Below are 18,020 nucleotides of genomic sequence, written 5' to 3' on the forward strand. Positions count from 1 at the left end.
CCGCGCAAGCGGGCTTTTTCGTTCCGGTGTGACGTCGCCAGGCAGGTATCGCCGGGCACGCGATGCGTGATCGAGCCGGCATTGAACCGGGCAAGCGATCGCACGAACGCACCGCCGATCGAGCAACGGGCCGCCACGCATTCGGCAATCCGGCCGCGCGCGAGCACGCGACGCCGTCTCGCACACGCGTTGCTCTTGCTCAGTCGTCCTTCGAGTCGAGCCCCGGAAACAGCACGTCGGTGAACCCGAAGCGCGTGAAATCGGTGATCCGCATCGGATACAGCTTGCCGATCAGGTGATCGTATTCGTGCTGGACGACCCGCGCATGGAACCCCTCGGCAACGCGATCGATCCTCGCGCCGTACTGGTCGAAGCCGCTGTAATGGACCTTCGCGTAGCGGCTGACGACACCGCGCATGCCGGGCACCGACAGGCAGCCCTCCCAGCCCTCCTCCATGTCCGGCGGCATGTACTCGATCTTCGGGTTGATCAGCACGGTCTCCGGCACGGGCGGCGCATCCGGATAGCGGTTGTTGTTGCCGAAACCGAAGATGATCACCTGCAGGCCGACGCCGATCTGCGGTGCCGCGAGCCCCGCGCCGTCCGCGTGATGCATCGTTTCGAACATGTCCGCGACGAGCGCGTGCAGCTCGGGCGTGTCGAACTTCTCGACCGGCCGGGCGATTTCGAGCAGGCGGGGATCGCCCATCTTCAGGATCTCGCGAATCATCACGCATTGCCCTCCAGGAGTTTGTGCAGGCCGTCTTCGTCGAGCACGGGAATGCCGAGCTCCTCGGCCTTCGCGAGCTTGCTGCCCGCTTCCGCGCCGGCGACGACGTAATCCGTCTTCTTCGATACCGAGCCCGCGACTTTCGCACCGGCCGCCTCGAGCATTTCCTTCGCGGCGTCGCGCGTCAGCGTGGGCAGCGTGCCCGTCAGCACCACGGTCTTGCCGGCCAGCACGCCCTGCGGCGCCCTCGGCGCGGGCGGCCCCTCGGGCCATGCTACCTTGCCGGGCGCGCGCAGCTGCTCGATCACGGTCCGGTTGTGCGCTTCGGCAAAGAACTGGTGGATCGACTCGGCGACCACCGGCCCGACGTCGTTGACTTCGAGCAGCGCGTCGATCGACGCGTCCATGATCGGATCGAGCGAGCCGAAATGCTTCGCGAGGTCCTTCGCGGTCGATTCGCCGACGTGGCGGATACCGAGCGCGTAGATGAAGCGCGCAAGCGTCGTGTGCTTCGCCTTCTCGAGCGAGTCGAGCAGGTTCTGCGCGGATTTCTCCGCGAACCGGTCGAGCTCGGCGAGCGTCGCGAAACCGAGGTTGAACAGGTCGGCCGGCGTGCGCACGAGGTTCAGCTCGACGAGCTGGTCGATGATCTTCTCGCCGAGCCCGTCGATGTCGAGCGCGCGCCGCTGCGCGAAGTGCCACAACGCCTGCTTGCGCTGCGCTGGGCAGAACAGGCCGCCCGTGCAGCGGGCGATCGCCTCGTCCGGCAGCCGTTCGATCCGCGAGCCGCACACCGGACACTCGGTCGGCATCACGAATTCGGCCGCGTGTTCGGGCCGCCGGTCGAGCATCGCGCCGACGACCTCGGGAATCACGTCGCCCGCGCGCCGCACGATCACCGTGTCGCCGATCCGGATATCCTTGCGGCGCACTTCGTCCTCGTTGTGCAGCGTCGCGTTGGTCACGGTCGCGCCGCCGACGAACACGGGCTCGAGCCGCGCGACCGGCGTGATCGCGCCGGTGCGTCCGACCTGCACGTCGATCGCGACGAGCGTCGTGAGCGCCTCCTGCGCGGGGAACTTGTGCGCAAGCGCGAAGCGCGGCGCGCGCGACACGAAACCGAGCCGCTCCTGCTCGTCGCGGCGGTTCACCTTGTAGACGACGCCGTCAATGTCATACGGCAGCGACTCGCGCTTCTCGCCGATCCTGCGGAAGAATTCGAGCAACCCGTCCGCGCCGCGCACGACCGCACGCTCGCGGTTCACGGGCAAGCCGAGCGACTCGTACCAATCGAGCAGCGCGCTGTGCGTTGCCGGCATCTCCGCGCCGTCGAGCACGCCGATCCCGTACGCGAAGAATGACAACGGACGCTGCGCGGTGATCTTCGGATCGAGCTGGCGCAGGCTGCCGGCCGCCGCATTGCGCGGATTCGCGAATTCGCGCTGCTCCGCGGCGCGCTGGCGTTCGTTCAGGCGTGCGAAATCGCGCTTGAACATCAGCACCTCGCCGCGCACGTCGAGCACCGCAGGCACGTCGGCGCCCTTCAGCTTCAGCGGAATCGAGCGGATCGTGCGGACGTTCTCGGTCACGTCCTCGCCGGTCGTGCCGTCGCCGCGCGTCGATGCCTGCACGAACGTGCCGTGCTCGTAGCGCAGCGAGATCGCGAGGCCGTCGAACTTGAGTTCGCACGCGTATTCGACCGGGTCGGTCACGGTGCCGGCGAGGTCGGCAGTCTTGTCGAGCGCGTCGGCAACGCGCTTGTCGAACGCGACGATGTCGTCGTCGGCGAAGCCGTTATTGAGCGACAGCATCGGCATCGCGTGGACGACCGGCGTGAAGCCGCTTGCGACTTCGCCGCCGACGCGCTGCGTCGGCGATTCGGGCGTCACCAGTTCGGGATGATCCGCCTCGAGCTGCTGCAGCTCGCGGAACAGCCGATCGTATTCGGCGTCGGGCAGTTCCGGCTGGTCGAGCACGTAATAGGCGAAGTTCGCCCGCTCGAGTTGGTCGCGCAGCCACGCGGCGCGCGCGTCGGGCTGGCTGGCTGGCGGTTCGGCTTGGGTTCGGGCCATGCTGGCGGCAGTGCCTTTCTGAGATATTCGAATGCCAGATTATCTCAGTTTGGCGTTGCGAACGGGCACCCGAATCGCCCGCCCGCACAAGGCCGACGGCGGGCCTGCGCCCGCGTCGGCACTGCAGCGGACGGCGACGCGGACGGCAACTGCGGGACGCCGCCGTTCCGACGATCGCGTTACTGGCTGAAGAGCCGCCGCGTGACCGGCGAACCGGCCGGAATACCCGCCTCTTCGAGCTTCGCGTACAGCTTCATCAGCTGCTGCTCGATCGCGAGCAGCGTCGATTCCGGCAGCGGCCGGCGCTGGTCGTCGACGACCCGCGCGCCGATCCGCTCGGACAGCGACTTCGCGTAGTCGCACATCAGCCGGAACGGCAGGATGTCCTCTTCCGCGACCGGCACGTCGAGCACCAGCGTGATCATGTTGCCGCCCTTGTAGGTCAGGTCGTCGCGCAGGAAGTTGGTGTCGCCGAACTGCAGCATGAACACCGGATTCTGCTTCGCGTCGAGCTTGACGAAGCGCGTGCCGTCGCGCGACAGCAGCAGGCCGTCCTGCGATGCAACCGCCTGCACGTAGTTGGCCGACCACGGTGCGCCGTCCGACATCACGTTGATCGACAGCTGCGCGTCGCATTGCGCGGCGAAACCGTCGAGCTCGCGTGCCATCGACACCGTTTCCATCATGTCCGGGAATTCGGGTGCGCCATCGATCGCGTCGGCGAACTGCTGGACGCCCGTCACGAATTCCGAGAACTCGAGCTCGTTCAGCGGGCCGCTGCGGTTCGCGAGCTGCGCGGCCGCGCGCAGTTCCTCGTAGCGCACGCCGTTCTGCAACAGCTCCCAGTTGCCGCCTTCCGGCTTGCCTTCGATGTGGACCGGCTTGCTGCCCGCGCGGCGCAGGCGCTGCGCGATCGGCAGGATCTTGTCGCCCGGCAGCGGCGACGCAAGACGGATCGGCACGATGCAGTCGATGCGGCGGTCGACGATCGTGGGCGGCGCGGCGGAAATCGTCGTCGCCGCCGGCAGCACGGGCTCGACGGGTTCGCTCGGGGCGGCTTCGTGGGCCACCTCGACTGCCTCGACCGGCTCGTCGGCCGGCACGTCCGGCAAAGTCGCCTCGGCCTGCAGGTCTGCCGGCATGTCGGCCGGCGCGGCCCCGCCGAATGTCGGCTCGACGCGCGCGGCTTCCGCCGCCGCGCCGGCCGCACCCGCTGCGGCTGCGGCCTCGGCGGCGGGCGCCGCCGACTCGCGGCGAGTCGGCTGACGCACGGGCTCGATGAACGGCAGCTCGTCGTCGCGCTCGGGGCGGTTCATCGCGTCCGCTGCCTCTTGCGGCATCGGCCGCGGCATCTTGCGCCGCACCTTCGCACCCTGCCACGCGTTATAGACCACGACGCCGCCAACCACGACCGCGCCCGCGCCGATCAAACCGAGTGTCAACTCGTCCATGCATGCTCCATCAGCAATTCTTTTTCGTTGGACTCGCAAGCGGGCGTCGATGCACCGGGCATCGGCATGCCGCGCACCCGCGAGCCATTGTCGTCAAACGTCAATTCTGGGCAAAACCCGCGGCGGTTTCCATGTCCACCGCGACGATCCGCGATACGCCCTGCTCCTGCATCGTCACGCCGATCAGCTGCTGCGCCATCTCCATCGCGATCTTGTTGTGCGAGATGAAGAGAAACTGCGTCTTGTCCGACATCGCGCGCACGAGGTTCGCGAAACGCTCGGTGTTCGCGTCGTCGAGCGGCGCGTCGACCTCGTCGAGCAGACAGAACGGCGCCGGGTTCAGCTGGAACATCGCGAACACCAGCGCGGTCGCGGTCAGCGCCTTCTCGCCGCCTGACAGCAGGTGAATCGTCGCGTTCTTCTTGCCGGGCGGCTGCGCCATCACCTGCACGCCGGCGTCGAGGATCTCGTCGCCCGTCATGATCAGCTTCGCCTGGCCGCCACCGAACAGACGCGGGAACAGGTCGCTGAAGTGACGGTTGACTTCGTCGAAGGTTCCCTGCAGCAGCGTGCGGGTTTCCTGGTCGATCTTGTGGATCGCGTCCTCGAGCGTCGTGATCGCGTCGGTCAGGTCGGCGGATTGCGCGTCGAGGAACACCTTGCGCTCGCTCGCGGCCTTCAGCTCGTCGAGCGCGGCCATGTTCACGGGGCCGAGCGCGTTGATCGCGTTGTTGATCCGCGTGACCTCGCCTTGCAGGTACGACGGCTTCAGGTCCGGCGTCAGCTTCTCGCGCAGCGCGGCCTCGTCGACGTTGGCCGTCGCGAGCTGCTCGGCGAACTGCTCGACGGACAGGCGCGCAGCCTGCTCCTTGAGCTGCAATTCGGTGATGCGGTCGCGCAGCGGCTGCAGCGAACGCTCGGCGACGAGGCGCTGCTCGTCCGACGCGCGCAGCTTCGCGGTCAGGTCGTCGAGCTCGATGCGCGCCGCCTGCAGCGCCTCTTCCTTCACCGCGCGGATCTCGAGCGCATCCTGCAGACCCGTGTGCGCGGTCTGCTCGTTGATCGTCTCGAGTTCGGCGCGCGCATCCTCCAGCGACGCGGCAACGCGCTCGCTCTGCTCGTGCGCGACCTGGATGCTGCGCTTCAGCTCGTCGATCCGGGTCACCGCGTTGCGGGCCGCGAAGCGCGCGTCGTTCGCCGCGCGCTCGAGGTCGCGCGCTTCCTGGCGCGCCTGGGTCAGCGATTCGTCAAGCGACTCGAACGCGAGCTGGTTGTCCTCGAAGCGCGCCTGCAGCTCCGCGAGCTCGCCGTCGAAGCGCTCGAAATTCGCTTCCGACTCCGCGCGCAGCGCGCGCTGCTCCTCGATCTGCGCGCCGATTTCCTCGAGCTCCTCGCGGATCTGCGTGCTGCGCTGCGTATAGCGCTCGTGCGCCTGCGCGAGCTTCAGCACGTCCATCTGCAGCGCATGCACGCGCTGCGTCGCGCGTTCGGCCTGCGCGCGTACGTCGCCGAGCGCCTGGGTCGCCTGCGTGTGCGCGGCTTCCGCGCGCACCACGGCCGACTTCGCCTCGTCGGCGAGCAGCGCCTGCGCGCGCACCTGACGCGTCAGGTTCTCGATTTCCTGCTGGCGGGCAAGCATCCCCGCCTGTTCCGAATCGGCCGCGTAAAGCTGTACGCCGACGCGCGTGACGATGTGGCCCGCCTTGACGACGAACGCGCCGCCCGCCGGCAGCTGCGTGCGCGTCGCGAGCGCCTGCGCGACGTCGTCCGCGACGTACACGTTGCCGAGCCAGTCGTTCAGCACCGCGCGGATGCCCGCGTCGTCGATCCGCACGAGCGACAGCACCGCGCGCAGCCCGGCTGCGGCCGCAGGCGGCTCGCCGGCCGGCGGCGGCGCATAGAACGCGAGCTTCGCAGGCGGCGCGTCGGTCGCGAACGCCTTCACCCAGTCGAGATTCGACACCTCGAGCGCGGCGAGCCGCTCGCGCAGCACGGCCTCGAGCGCCGTTTCCCAGCCCGGCTCGACGTGCAGCTTCTTCCACAGACGCGGCAGCGCGCCGAGTTCGTGCTTGTCGAGCCACGGCTGCACCTTGCCCTCGGTCTGCACGTTTTCCTGCAGCTGCTTGAGCGCGGCGAGGCGCGCCTCGAGCTGGTGGATCTGTGCGCTCTCGGCCTGCACGCGCTCGTGCGCGGTGCGGCGCTCTGCATCGAGGCGCGGCACCGTTTCCTGCGCGTCCGCCACGCGCGCCTGCGCGTCGGACAGGATTTCCTCCTGCTCGGCGAGCTGCATGCGCAATTCCTCGAGCTGCGCTTCGTCCGGCACGTCGAGCCCGCCGGATTCCGCCTTCAGGCGCTCGTGCCGCTGCTGGAGCTGCTGAAGTTGCTGATCGGCGTTGCGCTGATGCGCGGCCTCGAGCTTCAGCGACTGCTCGGTCTGCGCGATCCGCGCGCGCTCGTCGTTGAGCTGCGCCTGTGCATCGCGCCAGGTCGCCTCGAGTGCCGGCAGCGCGTCGTGCTTCGCCGCGGCGGCGTCCTCGGCGAGCGCGGCCTTTTCGTCCGCGATCGCGCGCGCTTCCTCGGCGTCCTCGAGCTCGTCCTGCGCCTTTTCGGCCTGCGCGCGCCACTGCTCGCGCTGCGCGTTGAGCGCGGCGATCTGCGCCTGCACGCGGTTGCGCGATTCGACGATGAACCTGATCTCGGCTTCGAGCCGGCTGACTTCGGCGTTCGCTTCGTAGAGCGCGCCCTGCGCGCCCTGCATCGCGTCGCTCGCCGCGTAGTGCGCGACCCGCAGCGTCTCGAGCTGCGACTCGACCTCGCGCAGCTTCGCGGTCTGCGCGTCGAGGTCGATCTGCGCCTGCTCGATCGCGCGTTGCTGCTTCTGCTGCTCGCCGCCGGCCTCGTTCTTGCGCAGCAGCCACAGCAGGCGCTGCTTCTCCTCGCCGTCCGCGACGAGTTCCTTGTACCGGGTCGCGACGACCGCCTGCGCCTCGAGCTTCTCGAGGTTCGCGGCGAGTTCGCGGATGATGTCCTCGACGCGCGTCAGGTTCTCGCGCGTGTCGTGCAGGCGGTTCTCGGTCTCGCGGCGGCGTTCCTTGTACTTCGACACGCCCGCGGCTTCCTCGAGGAACACGCGCAGCTCTTCCGGCTTCGCCTCGATGATCCGCGCGATCATGCCCTGCCCGATGATCGCGTACGCACGCGGCCCGAGGCCCGTGCCGAGGAAGATGTCCTGGATGTCGCGGCGGCGCGCCGGCAGGTTGTTGATGTAGTAGCTCGACGTGCCGTCGCGCGTCAGCACGCGCTTCACGGCGATCTCGCCGTACTGGCCCCACTGGCCGGCGGCGCGGCCGTCGGAGTTGTCGAAGATCAGCTCGACGCTCGCCCGGCTGCCCGGCTTGCGCGCGGTCGAGCCGTTGAAGATCACGTCCTGCATGGACTCGCCGCGCAGTTCGGACGCGCGCGACTCGCCGAGCACCCAGCGCACGGCGTCGATGATGTTGGACTTGCCGCAGCCGTTCGGGCCCACGACGCCGACGAGCTGGCCCGGAACCTGGAAATGCGTGGGATCGACGAAGGATTTGAAGCCAGCGAGTTTGATCGAGCTCAGACGCACGGCGGTATCGGATGTGAAGAATGTGTGAAACGGACGGCGGCACGCCGCGCCGGACCTGCCGGCCCTTGCGCGCGGCGCGCCCCCGAATTCAAAAGCGGGGCCGCGCGCTCAAGCCGTGCTCAAGCGTTGTGCCCCGCAAACGGCACCCATCATACCATCGCGCGTGCGCCGTCCCGCCCGCCGCCGGGTTTGTCCTGCGCCTGACTCGACCGGTGGACCCGGCTCGACAGCAGCGTCGCGAGCACGATGCACGCGCCGCCCGCCCACTCGCGCGCGCTCGGCAATTCGTGCGCGAACACCCACGCCGACAGTGCGGTGATCACGATCTCGAACAGCATGATGATCGACGCGCGGTTCGCCGGCACGCGGGCGAGCCCGTACTGGACGAGCAGGTTGTTCGACGCCATCGTCACGCCGATCCCGACGACGATCAGCGCCGCCACGCCGAGATTGCCGCTCGTCGGCACGGCCGGCAGCCCCTCGAACAGCGACGCGATCGCGCCGAACACGGCCGCGCCGCCGAACAGCGTCGCGGTGCGCATCTCGGCGCGCATCTGCGGCAGCTCGCGGCTCGCCTTGATCACGAGCACGTTGCTCATCGCGAACGAGAGCCCGGCCGCGAGCCCCGCCCATTCGGCCGGGTTGGCCGGCAGCGGCACGCCGAGCTGCGGCGACCACAACATCAGCATCGCGCCGCTGATCGACAGCGCGGCGAGCCCCGCGCCCGCCCACGTGAGCCGTTCGCGCAGCAGGAAGTGCGCGTAGATCGCGGTCCATGCGGGGGTCAGATAGAACAGCAGCATCACCCGCAGCACCTCGCCGTGGATGGTGCCCCAGACGAAACCGAGGTTCGTCACGCCGGCCGTCACCGCGATCCCGGGCAGCACCCAGTGCCAGCGCAGCGTCGCGATCGTGCTGCGCCTGGCGACGATGACGAACAGGAACGCGACGACGCTCGTCAGCGCGCTCGCTGCAGTGCCCGTCACGCCCAGCGACGCGAGGATCCGCAGCGGATACCAGATCAGGCCCCATACCGACGCGCCGACCAGGATCGCCAGCGTCGGCAGGCTGCCGCGTACCGCATTATTCATCTCGTTCGATACCCTCTATCTTTCATTGCCCGGCCGGCGTTCCGGCCCGCCGTGACCGCATTCCGTCACGCTATAATCGTCGGTCGCGACACGCGCCGCTTCATCGGCCCCGCCTCGCTGCCGCGCGGCGCGCACGCCGCCCCTTTCGCTCCAAACCGGCCGCGATGGCCGCTTCGCCCGTGAATCCTCGACTCGACTCGCTCCAGCCCTATCCCTTCGAAAAGCTGCGCGCCCTGTTCAAGGACGTGACGCCCGCCGCCAGCTTGAAGCCGATCAGCTTCGGCATTGGCGAGCCCAAGCACCCGACCCCGGCACTGATCCGCGACGCCGCGGTGGCCGCGCTCGACGGCCTTGCCTCGTATCCGGCCACGGCCGGCTCGGACGCGCTGCGCACGTCGATCGCGCGCTGGCTCGAGCGCCGCTACGGGCTGCCGGCGATCGATCCGGCGACGCAGGTGCTGCCCGCATCCGGCTCGCGCGAGGCGCTGTTCGCGCTGGCGCAGACGGTGATCGACCCGAACCGCTCCGAAAGCGGCGAGAAAGCGATCGTACTCTGTCCGAATCCGTTCTATCAAATTTACGAGGGCGCGGCGCTGCTCGCGGGCGCCGAGCCGTACTTCGCGAACAGCGACCCGGCCCGCAACTTCGCGTGCGACTACGCGGCCGTGCCGGAAAACGTCTGGGCACGCACCCGGCTGCTGTACGTGTGCTCCCCCGGCAACCCGACGGGCGCGGTGCTCACGCTCGACGACTGGCGCGAGCTGTTCGCGCTGTCGGACCGCCACGGCTTCGTGATCGCGTCCGACGAATGCTATTCGGAAATCTACTTCGACGAATCCCGCCCCCCGCTCGGCGGGCTCGAGGCCGCGCACCGCCTCGGCCGCGGCTTCGAGCGGCTCGTGATGCTGTCGAGCCTGTCGAAGCGCTCGAACGTGCCGGGCATGCGCTCGGGGTTCGTCGCGGGCGATCCGGCGCTGCTGAAGAAGTTCCTGCTTTACCGCACGTACCACGGCGCCGCGCTGTCGCCTGTCTGGCAGCAGGCGAGCATCGCCGCGTGGGACGACGAGGCGCACGTGCGCGAGAACCGCGCGCTGTACCTGCAGAAGTTCAACACCGTGACGCCGATGCTCGCCGACGTGATCGACGTGAAACTGCCGGACGCCGCGTTCTACCTGTGGGCCAACGTCGCGCGCACCGGGCTGTCGGACACCGAGTTCGCCCGGCGCCTGTACGCCGACTATAATGTGACGGTTCTGCCCGGCTCGTACCTCGCGCGCGACGCGCACGGCATGAACCCGGGCCGCGATTTCATCCGGATCGCGCTCGTCGCGGGCACCCCCGAATGCGTCGAGGGCGCGCAACGCATCGTCGATTTCTGCCGCGGCCTCGCGCGGTAATCGGCCATCCCGATCAATTCCATCCATCTCCTGCGAAAACGAACATGTCGCAACAACTTCAGCAAATCATCGATACCGCCTGGGAAAACCGCGCCGAGCTGTCGCCGAAGGCCGCGCCCGCCGAAGTCCGCGAAGCCGTCGCACACGCGATCGAGCAGCTCGACAAGGGTGCGCTGCGCGTCGCCGAGAAGATCGACGGCGACTGGACCGTGCACCAGTGGCTGAAGAAGGCCGTGCTGCTGTCGTTCCGCCTCGAAGACAACGCACCGATGCCGGCCGGCGGCTACTCGCAGTTCTACGACAAGGTTCCGTCGAAGTTCGCGAACTACACGGCAGAAGACTTCGCCGCGGGCGGCTTCCGCGTCGTGCCGCCGGCGATCGCGCGCCGCGGCTCGTTCATCGCGAAGAACGTCGTGCTGATGCCGTCGTACACGAACATCGGCGCGTACGTCGACGAAGGCACGATGGTCGACACGTGGGCAACGGTCGGTTCGTGCGCGCAGATCGGCAAGAACGTGCACCTGTCGGGCGGCGTCGGCATCGGCGGCGTGCTCGAGCCGCTGCAGGCAAACCCGGTCATCATCGAGGACAACTGCTTCATCGGCGCGCGCTCGGAAGTCGTCGAAGGCGTGATCGTCGAGGAGAACTCGGTGATCTCGATGGGCGTGTACCTCGGCCAGAGCACGAAGATCTACGACCGCGAAACCGGCGAAATCAGCTACGGCCGCATTCCGGCCGGCTCGGTCGTCGTCGCGGGCAACCTGCCGTCGAAGGACGGCTCGCACAGCCTGTACTGCGCGGTGATCGTCAAGAAGGTCGACGCGAAGACCCGCGCGAAGGTCGGCCTGAACGAGCTGCTGCGAGGCGATTGATGGCGAAGCCGCACACCGTGGTCGTGTACGGCATTCCGAACTGCGACACCGTGAAGAAGGCCCGCGTGTGGCTCGACGATCACGGTGTCGAGTTCGAGTTTCACGACTTCAAGAAGGCCGGCGTCAGCGCGCCGCTGATCCAGGACTGGCTGAAGGACGTGTCGCTCGACGTGCTGCTGAACCGGCGCGGCACCACGTGGCGCGGCCTGGGCGACGACCTGAAGGCAGCCGCCGAGACGCCGTCCGGCGCAATCGCGCTGATGATCCACAAGCCGTCGGTCATCAAGCGGCCCGTGCTGGTCGTCAACGGCCGCGTGAAATCGCTCGGCTTCGCGGCCGACCAGTACGCGGCGCTGTTCGCCGCGTAGGTCCCGCCCGCGCTGCACGCGCCCGAAGCCTCATCGCTGCCGGCCACCGCGCCGGCATTTTTTATCGAAAGTGGTTCGAACCATGTCCGCCACCCTAGTCCTTACCGAACAGCTGATCGCCCGCGCGTCCGTGACGCCCGACGACCAGCATTGCCAGCAGATCATGACCGAGCGCCTCGCCGCGCTCGGCTTCGAATGCGAGACGATCGCGTCGCACGGCGTGACCAATCTGTGGGCCGTCAAGCGCGGCGCCGACGGCCGCGACGGCAAGCTGCTCGCATTCGCCGGCCACACCGACGTCGTGCCGACCGGCCCGCTCGAGCAATGGACGTCGCCGCCGTTCGTCCCCGCGCACCGCGACGGCAAGCTGTATGGCCGCGGCGCAGCCGACATGAAGACCTCGCTCGCCGGCTTCGTCGTCGCGGCCGAGGAATTCGTCGCCGCGCACCCGGACCACCGCGGCTCGATCGCGCTCCTGATCACGAGCGACGAGGAAGGCCCGGCGACCGACGGCACCGTGAAGGTCGTCGAGCTGCTCGACGCACGCGGCGAGCGCCTCGACTACTGCATCGTCGGCGAGCCGACGTCGACCGCCGAACTCGGCGACGTCGTGAAGAACGGCCGCCGCGGCTCGATGTCCGGCGAGCTGATCGTCAAGGGCGTGCAAGGCCACATCGCGTACCCGCACCTCGCGAAGAACCCGATCCACCTGCTCGCGCCGGCGCTCGCCGAGCTCGCCGCCGAACAGTGGGACGAAGGCAACGAATACTTCCCGCCGACCACCTGGCAGGTGTCGAACCTGCATGCAGGCACCGGCGCGACCAACGTGATCCCCGGCCACGCCAACCTGCTGTTCAACTTCCGCTTCTCGACGGCGAGCACCGTCGAAGGCCTGCAGGCGCGCGTGCACGCGATCCTCGACAAGCACGGGTTCGACTACGAACTCAACTGGTCGGTCAGCGGCCTGCCGTTCCTGACGCCGCGCGGCGAGCTGTCGAGCGCGCTCGAGACGGCGATCCGCGCGGAAACCGGCCTCACGACCGAGTTGTCGACGACGGGCGGCACGTCCGACGGGCGCTTCATCGCGCGCATCTGCCCGCAGGTGATCGAGTTCGGCCCGCCGAACGGCAGCATCCACAAGATCGACGAGCACATCGAGGTCCGCTTTATCGACCCGCTGAAGAACGTGTATCGCCGCGTGCTCGAACAACTGATCGCCTGACGGAGCCCCGCATGACGACGACACCTTTTGCAACAGTCCGCGACCTGCTGCGCTACGCAGTCACGCGCTTCTCGAAGGCGAAGCTCGCATTCGGCCACGGCTCGGACAATGCGTATGACGAAGCGGCCTATCTCGTGCTGCACACGCTCGACCTGCCGCTCGACACGCTCGAGCCGTTCCTCGACGCGCGCCTGTTGCCCGAAGAGATCGACGCGGTGCTCGCGGTGGTCGAGCGGCGCGCGGCCGAGCGCGTGCCGGCCGCGTACCTCACGCATGAAGCATGGATGCACGGCCATCGCTTCTACGTCGACGAGCGCGTGATCGTGCCGCGCTCGTTCATCGGCGAACTGCTCGACGACGGGCTGCAGCCGTATGTCGCCGACCCCGAGCAGGTCGGCGCGGTGCTCGAGCTGTGCACGGGCTCCGGCTGCCTCGCGATCCTCGCGGCGAGCGCATTCCCGAACGCGGAGATCGACGCGGTCGACCTGTCCGACAAGGCGCTCGAAGTCGCCGAGATCAACGTGCGCGACTACGGCCTCCAGGACCGCATCGCGCTGCACCGCGGCGACCTCTACACGCCGCTGCCCGTGTTCCGCTCGACCGAGCCCGGCGCGCGCTACGACGTGATCCTGACAAACCCGCCGTACGTGAACGCGGCGTCGATGGCGGCGCTGCCGCCTGAATACCGGCACGAGCCCCAGATGGCGCTCGCGGGCGGCGACGACGGGATGGATATCGTCCGCCGCATCATCGCCGACGCGCGCAACTGGCTGCACGACGACGGCGTGCTCGTCGTCGAGATCGGCAACGAGCGCGAGAACGTCGAGGCGGCATTCGGCGGCCTCGAGATGACGTGGCTGTCGACCAGCGCCGGCGAGGACAGCGTGTTCCTGATCCAGGCGTCGGATCTTCCGCTGAAAGCCTGACGGCCGTCACCGGCCCCGACCGTGCGCGCGGCGCGGCGCCCCAGTACGCCCCGCTTCGCCGCACGGTTCGGTAAGATGCGCGTAAGCGGCCGCCGCGCCGCACGACTGCAGGAGTCCGTCACGCGCCTATGACCCTCGACTGGCTACATCTTGGCACGCTCATCCTCGCCATCCATGTGCTCGGGGTGATCGCGGCCTGCCACGCCATCCTCAATACCCGCACGTCGCAAGGCGCGATCGCGTGGGCGGTGTCGCTTGCCGCGATGCCCTACCTGACGCTGATCCCGTATCTGTTCCTCGGCCGCAGCAAGTTCTCCGGCTACGTCGACGCGCGGCGCCACGAGGCGGAAATGCTGCGCACGCACACCCACCCCGTGCCGTGGCACGACTGCGGCTCGACCGAGGGCCCGCCCGCGGACGCGCTCGGCGAGGCCGCGGTGCGCGCGCTCACGCGGCTCGGCGGCATGCCGTTCCTCGCCGGCAATGCGGTGCGCACGCTCGTCAACGGCGAAGCGACGTTCGCGGCGATCCTGTCGGCAATCGACAATGCGCGCGACTACGTGATCGTCCAGTTCTTCATCATCCGCGACGACGCGCTCGGCCAGATGCTGCACGATGCGCTGCTCGCGCGCGCCGCCGCGGGCGTGCGCTGCTACGTGCTGTACGACAGCATCGGCAGCTTCGACCTGCCGCACGGCTACGTCGACGCGCTGCGCGCGGGCGGCGTCGAAGTCCATCCGTTCGCGACCAAGCGCCAGTTCGTCAACCGGTTCCAGCTCAACTTCCGCAATCACCGCAAGATCGTCGTCGTCGACGGCAATCTCGCGTTCGTCGGCGGGCACAACGTCGGCGTCGAATATCTGGGCGCGAAACCGCGGCTGTCGCCGTGGCGCGACACGCACATCGAGGTGCGCGGCCCCGCCGTCGCGAGCATCCAGTACGTGTTCGCGGAAGACTGGCACTGGGCGACGCAGAAGCTGCCGCCGCTCGCGCCGCCGCCCGCCGCGCTCGCCGACGCCGACATGCATTGCCTCGCGGTGCCGATGGGGCCGGCCGACCAGCAGGAAACCGGCTCGCTGTTCTTCGTCGAGGCGATCAACGCGGCGCGCGAACGGGTGTGGATCACGACGCCGTATCTCGTCCCGGACGAAGCCGTGATCGCCGCGCTCAAGCTTGCGGTGATGCGCGGCGTCGACGTGCGCATCCTGATTCCGAGCCGGCGCGACCACTACGTCGTGTTCGAGGCGTCGAAGCTTTATGCGCGCGACCTCGTCGACGCCGGCGTCAAGGTGTTCCGCTACCGGCCGGGCTTCCTTCACCAGAAGGTCGTGCTGATCGACCGCCGCGCCGCTGCGATCGGCAGCGCGAATCTCGACAACCGGTCGTTCCGCCTCAACTTCGAGATCATGGTGCTGACCGTCGACCGCACGTTCGCCGACGAGGTCGAAACGATGCTCGCGGCCGACTTCGCGCAGGCATACGAGGTCGATGAAGGCGAATACCGGCACTCGCCGGCATGGCGGCGGGTCGCGATGCACATCGCCCGGCTGTTCGCGCCGATTCTGTAGCGCCCGTCGTTGGCGGGGACCGAGCGTTGGCCGCCCCGCCCCCCGTCACAGCAGCTTTTCGACGTCGGCGGCGATTTCGTCGGGCTTGGTCGACGGCGCATAGCGCTTGACGATCCTGCCGTCGCGATCGACGAGAAACTTCGTGAAGTTCCACTTGATCGCCTTGAGCCCGAGGATGCCGGGCGCTTCGTCGGTCAGGTAGCGATACAGCGGGTGCGCGTGGTCGCCCTTCACGTCGATCTTCGCGAACATCGGGAACGTGACGCCGTAGTTGCGCTCGCAGAACGCGCCGATCTGCGCGGCGTCGCCCGGCTCCTGCTTGCCGAACTGGTTGCACGGGAAACCGAGCACCGAGAAGCCGCGCGCCGTGTACTGGTCGTAGAGCTTCTGCAGGCCCGCGTACTGCGGCGTGAACCCGCATTCGCTCGCGGTATTGACGATCAGCAGCACCTTGCCGCGATACGCGTCGAGCGACACCGGCGCACCGGCGAGCGTCTCCGCGCTGAAGGAATACAGTTTGGACATCGGGCTACCCCCTTCGAAATCGGACCGACGTGGAGTATAGGGCCTGTCCACGCCAATATCAGGCCAGCCCTGACCCTATATGAAATCGCGCCAGCGCGCGATCTCCCGAACGGCCAATGCCCGGTGCGCGGTCCGCAGTCTAGAATAGCGGTTTTGCCCAGTCATTTCCGTCGTGATCCGTTTCAATCAGTTCAGCCTTGCGCGCGGCACCAAGCCGCTTTTCGACGCGGCCTCGTTCGTGCTCAATCCCGGCGAGAAAGCCGGCCTGATCGGCGCGAACGGCGCCGGCAAGTCAACGCTGTTCGCGGTACTGCGCGGCGAACTGCACGCTGACGCCGGCGATTTTTCGATGCCGCCGTCGTGGCGGATCGCCCACGTGTCGCAGGAAACGCCCGCCGTCGACCGCACGGCGCTCGACTACACGCTCGACGGCGACGCCGCGCTGCGCGAGATCGAGGCGCGCATCGCCGCCGCGTCCACCGCGCATGACGGCGCCGCCGAAGCGGAAGCGCACGCGGCGTTCGCCGACGCCGACGGCTACACCGCGCCGGCGCGCGCGGAGGCGCTGCTGCTCGGCCTGGGCTTCACGCTCGCGCAGACGCGCGAGCCGGTCGCGAGCTTCTCCGGCGGCTGGCGCATGCGCCTGAACCTCGCGCAGGCGCTCATGTGCCGGTCCGACCTGCTGCTGCTCGACGAACCGACGAACCACCTCGACCTCGACGCAATCGTCTGGCTTGAAGACTGGCTGCACCGCTACCCCGGCACGCTCGTCGTGATTTCGCACGACCGCGAATTCCTCGATTCCATCTGCAACGTGACGCTGCATCTCGAGAACCGCCAGGTGAAGCGCTACGGCGGCAACTACTCGCAGTTCGAAGTGCTGCGCGCGCAGCAGCTCGCGCTGCAGCAAAGCGCGTACGAGAAGCAGCGCAAGACGATCGAGCACCTGCAGAGCTTCGTCGACCGGTTCAAGGCCAAGGCCACCAAGGCACGCCAGGCGCAGAGCCGGATGAAGGCGCTCGAGAAGATGGAGCTGATCGCGCCGGCGCACATCGCATCGCCGTTCACGTTCGAATTCCGCACGCCCGACGCCGCGCCGAACCCGATGATGGTGATGGAAGACGTCCGCTGCGGCTACCTCGGCGACGGCGGCGCCGAGATCCCGATCGTCGAGCGCGTGTCGCTGTCGATCCAGAACGGCCAGCGCATCGGCCTGCTCGGCGCGAACGGCCAGGGCAAGTCGACGCTGATCAAGACACTGGCCGCCACGCTCGCGCCGCTGTCGGGCCACGTCCGCCAAGGCAAGGGCCTGACGATCGGCTATTTCGCGCAGCACCAGCTCGAAACGCTGCGCGAGGACGATTCGCCGCTCGCGCACCTCGCGCGGCTCGCACCCGACACCCGCGAACAGGAGCTGCGCGACTTCCTCGGCGGCTTCAATTTCTCGGGCGACATGGCGACGAGCCCCGTCGGCCCGTTCTCGGGCGGCGAGAAGGCACGCCTCGCGCTCGCGCTGATCATCTGGCAGAAGCCGAACCTGCTGCTGCTCGACGAGCCGACCAACCACCTCGACCTCGAGACGCGCCACGCGCTGACGATGGCGCTCGCGCAATTCGAGGGCACGCTGATCCTCGTGTCGCACGACCGGCACCTGCTGCGTGCGACGACCGACCAGTTCATGCTCGTCGCGAAGCACCGGCTGCAGCCGTTCGACGGCGATCTCGACGACTATCGCGACTGGCTGCTGCAGCATGCGGCCGAGCAGCGCGCCGCCGCGAAGGCCGACAGCGCGGCGGCGGCAGGCGCGGGGCCGGCCGTCAACCGCAAGGACCAGAAGCGCCAGGAGGCCGAGGCACGGCAGCGCCTGTCGCATCTGAAGAAGCCGCTGCAGTCGCGCATCACGAAGCTGGAAAAGGAAATGGAGACGCTGCACGCGGAGAAGGCGCGCCTCGACGCGTTCGTTGCCGATCCGGCGAGCTACGAGGCCGCCCGCAAGACGGAACTGACCGACGCGATCCGCAAGCTCGGCGACGTCAACGCCCGCCTCGAAGCCGTCGAAACGGACTGGCTCGCCGCACAGGAAGAACTCGAGCAGATCGGCTGAGCGCCGCACGGACGCCGGATACGGCGAGGCCGGGCGCATGGGCCCGGCCTCTTCATCGTCCGTCGTGCGACACCCGGCGGC

The 18,020-nt window shown here is 68.5% G+C and carries 13 protein-coding genes; 7 read left to right on the forward strand and 6 right to left on the reverse strand.

Annotation, left to right across the window (positions count from 1 at the left end; all coding sequences use genetic code 11):
* Positions 1-199 precede the first annotated feature (199 nt).
* The 5 genes from def to ACV229_RS36165 form a co-directional block, all read right to left on the reverse strand.
* Positions 200-730, reverse strand: a complete 531-nt coding sequence (gene def / locus ACV229_RS36145) for a peptide deformylase (RefSeq protein ID WP_448087856.1) — start codon at positions 728-730, stop codon at positions 200-202.
* Positions 730-2,802: an NAD-dependent DNA ligase LigA gene (gene ligA / locus ACV229_RS36150; RefSeq protein WP_448087857.1), complete on the reverse strand. Its 2,073-nt coding sequence runs from the start codon at positions 2,800-2,802 to the stop codon at positions 730-732. The genes def and ligA overlap by 1 nt, the downstream gene beginning before the upstream one ends.
* Positions 2,803-2,981: 179 nt before the next feature.
* Positions 2,982-4,253: a cell division protein ZipA C-terminal FtsZ-binding domain-containing protein gene (locus tag ACV229_RS36155; RefSeq protein ID WP_448087858.1), complete on the reverse strand. Its 1,272-nt coding sequence runs from the start codon at positions 4,251-4,253 to the stop codon at positions 2,982-2,984.
* Between the two features lie 100 nt (positions 4,254-4,353).
* A complete protein-coding gene (gene smc, locus ACV229_RS36160; RefSeq protein ID WP_448087859.1) occupies positions 4,354-7,866 on the reverse strand; it encodes a chromosome segregation protein SMC in 3,513 nt (1,170 codons plus the stop codon).
* Positions 7,867-8,015: 149 nt separating this feature from the next.
* Positions 8,016-8,957 (reverse strand): DMT family transporter, encoded by a 942-nt coding sequence (locus tag ACV229_RS36165; protein WP_448087860.1) that lies wholly within the window; start codon positions 8,955-8,957, stop codon positions 8,016-8,018.
* A 164-nt stretch (positions 8,958-9,121) separates the two neighbouring features.
* Between ACV229_RS36165 and dapC the strand changes: the two genes are divergently transcribed.
* From dapC to cls, 6 genes are all read left to right on the forward strand, one after another.
* Positions 9,122-10,354, forward strand: coding sequence for a succinyldiaminopimelate transaminase (gene dapC, locus ACV229_RS36170; protein ID WP_448087861.1), 1,233 nt, complete (start codon positions 9,122-9,124; stop codon positions 10,352-10,354).
* Between the two features lie 44 nt (positions 10,355-10,398).
* Positions 10,399-11,226 (forward strand): 2,3,4,5-tetrahydropyridine-2,6-dicarboxylate N-succinyltransferase, encoded by an 828-nt coding sequence (gene dapD / locus ACV229_RS36175; RefSeq protein WP_059563479.1) that lies wholly within the window; start codon positions 10,399-10,401, stop codon positions 11,224-11,226.
* Complete coding sequence (locus ACV229_RS36180; protein WP_448087862.1) at positions 11,226-11,594, forward strand: ArsC family reductase; 369 nt, start codon at positions 11,226-11,228, stop codon at positions 11,592-11,594. Before dapD ends, ACV229_RS36180 begins: the two co-directional genes overlap by 1 nt.
* Positions 11,595-11,676: 82 nt before the next feature.
* Positions 11,677-12,816, forward strand: coding sequence for a succinyl-diaminopimelate desuccinylase (gene dapE / locus ACV229_RS36185; protein ID WP_448087863.1), 1,140 nt, complete (start codon positions 11,677-11,679; stop codon positions 12,814-12,816).
* An 11-nt stretch (positions 12,817-12,827) separates the two neighbouring features.
* On the forward strand, positions 12,828-13,742 hold the full coding sequence (prmB, locus tag ACV229_RS36190; RefSeq protein WP_448087864.1) for a 50S ribosomal protein L3 N(5)-glutamine methyltransferase: 915 nt from the start codon (positions 12,828-12,830) through the stop codon (positions 13,740-13,742).
* A gap of 128 nt (positions 13,743-13,870) precedes the next feature.
* Positions 13,871-15,310: a cardiolipin synthase gene (gene cls, locus ACV229_RS36195; protein WP_448087865.1), complete on the forward strand. Its 1,440-nt coding sequence runs from the start codon at positions 13,871-13,873 to the stop codon at positions 15,308-15,310.
* Positions 15,311-15,355: 45 nt separating this feature from the next.
* On the opposite strand, the gene ACV229_RS36200 is transcribed toward cls, so the two are convergent.
* Positions 15,356-15,835 carry a glutathione peroxidase gene (locus tag ACV229_RS36200; RefSeq protein WP_448087866.1) on the reverse strand — a complete coding sequence of 160 codons (480 nt, stop codon included), beginning with the start codon at positions 15,833-15,835 and terminating at the stop codon, positions 15,356-15,358.
* Between the two features lie 172 nt (positions 15,836-16,007).
* On the opposite strand from ACV229_RS36200, the gene ACV229_RS36205 reads away from it, so the two are divergent.
* Entirely contained in the window at positions 16,008-17,939 is a 1,932-nt protein-coding gene (locus ACV229_RS36205) for an ATP-binding cassette domain-containing protein (RefSeq protein ID WP_448087867.1), read from the forward strand.
* Positions 17,940-18,020: the final 81 nt, after the last annotated feature.

This window comes from Burkholderia sp. MR1-5-21, assembly GCF_053427715.1.